Genomic DNA, 3,042 nt, shown 5'->3' with positions numbered 1-3,042 from the left:
GGCCGCGTTAAGGGCCAGCAGGTTGGTCTGATCGGCAATGTCGGCAATGACGTTCAGCACCTTGCCGATGGCCTCGGCCTGAACCCCAAGACCGGCCATGCCGTCTTTCATTTCTCCGGCCTGCTGCTGCACCTCGCGGATATTGTCAAGCAGCGCCGTAACCGAGGTCGAGCCGTCCTGCGCCTTGCCCCTGGCCTGATCGGCCGTGCCTGCCGCGTGGGAAGAGCTTTGGGCCACCTCAAGCATGGAGGCGTTCATCTGCTCCATGGCCGAAGCTGTTTCGCGCATGCGGTCGGCCTGGCGTGTGGTCCCGTCATTGGCGTTGTGAATAAGGCTGGAAAGATTGTCCGTGGTGGCGTTGAGCGTCTGCACCACGGTTTCAAGCCGGTTTGCGGCATACAGCATGCCCTCAACCTTGGCCTTTTCGGCTTCTTCCTTGGCGGCCTGGGCCTGAAGCATGAAGCCATGGGCCTCATCGCGCTCTTTTTGCGCCTCGGCTGCGGCCTTGCGCGTTTCGGCCCTGAAGTTGTCCAGATTGTCCGCCGTGGCGTTCAAAGCCCTGACCAGGGGAGTGATGGAAGACCGTTTGCTCATGTCGAGCCTGCGTGTAAGGCCGTCAGACCCCAGCTCGCCGGCAAAGGCAATGCACTCACGCATGACATCAAGGTCGCGGCTGGTGGAGGCAAAGCCCACGCCGTAAATAGCCAGCATGGAAACAGCCAGGATTATCCACATGGTGGTGCGGCTGTGGTCAAGCTGTTCCTGCATCTGCTGCATGGCGGCGTCAAAACGGGAGTTCATGGCCTTGTCAAACAGGCCGCCCTGATCGCGGTAGGCCATGGCGTAGGGGGTGACCATCTTGGCGTATTCTTTATAGGCCATGTAGCGTTGGTCAGCGGGAACAGACTGTAGCGGCAAAAGCACATCGCGGCCATTGGCGATAAAGTTGATGGCGGCCGTGCGGGCCTCATCAATAATCTTTTTTTCCTCTTTGCTGAAAGGCATGGCGGCAAGCTGCTGAAAGCGCTCTTCGTTGCGCTTGGCTATTTCACCCTGCTGTTTGATATCTTTTTCAATGTTGCCGCCCAGCATGGCATCACGGGTAAGGCGGCTCACATAGTTGATGTCCTTCCCGATTTCAAGGCTGGTGATCTTGCCCACCACATCCACATTCCGCATCTGTAAAAACGAGCGGTCAAGGGTGGATACGGCGTCAAGAGAAAAGGCGAACATGGCGGCAAGGGCCACAGCACCTATGGTGATCGTCAAAATAAACTTTCCGCGCAAAGAAAATGAATTCATAGTAACACTGCTTGGCTGAGAGTTGAACAGTTCTTTCCTGCATGCAATTATATATTCTCTGCATTACTGCAGTGGTCAAAGAAAGTCATACGGCGGCATGTCTCGGCCGTGAAGCTTCGCGAATTATCTGATCTCCCACGGAAACATATCGGCAAAATTTATGCAAGCTATAGGGCGCAATCAAAGAGATAATTTACCATAATTGTTATAAATATCACTTATGAAACACTCCTGTCCGCTACACCTTTATACCTGCAATTTCCATTTTTTCTGGCCGATTATAGCACAAACGAAGGACTCCGCCCTCGGTTTCCCGGCAGGCGGAGTCCTGTTTTCATGCGTTTTCATTCCGAACCGTCCCTGTGTCCGGCGGCAGCCGCCCGCCGCAAAGATGCAAGCGCAGCTTCAGCCGTTACGACAAAGGAAGTTACGGATGCTTCAGGAGTTGTAACGCGGGAAACTACGCTTGCAGACACCATGTGTAACGAGCGCTTTGTTTCCACACAACCACTGTCGCCATTCGTAAGGCTCGCAGGCTCGCCAACGCCTGCCGCGAAGACAGCGAGCTATTTACTTGCGCGGTTAAGCATCGAAGCGAGCGTGTCTTAAACTTTGAGAAAATACATTCTCAAAGTTAGTCTGCTCTAAAGGCTAAACTTGCTGTTGGCTTCACGCATCTTGCTTACGGACGCCACCAGCGCGTCCACGTTAAGGACCATTTCCATCATGCTGATCTGCTCTTCCCACTTGGCGGGATCGGCTTCGTCCTTAATTTCCGGTTCAAGAATGTGATACACGCAGAGTCCCAACGGGACTCCGGCCAAGGGTCCGGCGAAGGTGGGGTCGCCCATGGTGACGGTTTCGGCATATATTTCCGCCCCTTCAGGGTCGGAAGAGCCGAGAATCACCACAACGTTCTCGCCACCAAACTTCTCAGCCGCGTCCTTGACGCGCTGCTGATTTTCCAGATCCATGGCCCCTGCGGCCGTTCAGACAAAGCATTCGGTGGCGGAAAACAATATTTCCGCGCCCGAATTCGCAAAGACATCCGCCATGGCCGGGCCGGGTACGCCGTCCCTTTCACCAAGCAGCAGAAGCTTCTTGCCTGTTAGCTTACCCATTACATACTCCTTGAGATTATGGGCGTTGTGTCAATACGGGCCAATGCGGCGGCCCGTCATCCCCATCCAGGCGCCGGGCAGGCCGTAGCGGCCCGCCCTGACGCGAAACTGTTACAGCAGCTTGTCCGTCTCGGCCTTGATGGACTCAATGGACACGGCATCGCCATTCAGGCGGGCCACGCACTCGCCACCCTTGTAAAACAGGATGGTGGGCACGGCCATGACGCGCAGGCTGATGACCAGGCGGCGGTTTTCCGCCACATTGAGCTTGCAGAACTTGACCTTGCCTTCATAGGCTGCGGCCAGCTCTTCCACAGCGGGCATAAGGGCCAGGCAGGGACCGCACTGCGGGCCCCACAGGTCCACCACGCAGGGCATGGCGCTCTGCTGCACTTCGGCTTCAAAGTTTTCCTTGTCGACAATAATCATCATGCACCTCGCTTTGCTTGCGGCTGATTGAAACTTTATGGGTAAAGGCGGGCCGGGGCCTGTGCCGGACGGCTCCGGCCCAGGGCGACCCGCCTGCCGGAGGATCAAAGGTAACCGGCGTCCGCCAGTATGTTGCGCGCGGCCTCCAGACGGGCCGAAGCCAGTTTCACCACAGGGCCGGTGCAGCCCA

Annotated in this window: 3 protein-coding genes; all 3 read right to left on the bottom strand. The window is 56.5% G+C overall.

Going from position 1 to position 3,042, the window contains the following annotated elements:
• Positions 1-1,302 (bottom strand): methyl-accepting chemotaxis protein (locus tag V6C07_RS03620; RefSeq protein WP_333535008.1); only part of this gene is annotated, 1,302 nt, incomplete at its 3' end.
• 644 nt (positions 1,303-1,946) lie between these two features.
• Positions 1,947-2,423 (bottom strand): glycine/sarcosine/betaine reductase complex selenoprotein A, encoded by a 477-nt coding sequence (gene grdA, locus V6C07_RS03615; RefSeq protein WP_333535007.1) that lies wholly within the window; start codon positions 2,421-2,423, stop codon positions 1,947-1,949.
• Between the two features lie 111 nt (positions 2,424-2,534).
• Positions 2,535-2,855, bottom strand: coding sequence for a thioredoxin family protein (locus tag V6C07_RS03610; RefSeq protein ID WP_333535006.1), 321 nt, complete (start codon positions 2,853-2,855; stop codon positions 2,535-2,537).
• Between the last annotated feature and the right edge of the window lie 187 nt (positions 2,856-3,042).

Source organism: Desulfovibrio sp. 1214_IL3152, assembly GCF_036763055.1.
Taxonomy (GTDB): Bacteria; Desulfobacterota; Desulfovibrionia; order Desulfovibrionales; family Desulfovibrionaceae; genus Desulfovibrio.
Note: the sequence above shows the minus strand (reverse complement) of the source record. Positions and strands in the feature narration are given on the sequence as shown.

Bases quoted from the DNA above. Each gene is read 5' to 3' on its own strand.
- V6C07_RS03610 (WP_333535006.1), bottom strand. From the start codon at position 2,855: ATGATGATTATTGTCGACAAGGAAAACTTTGAAGCCGAAGTGCAGCAG.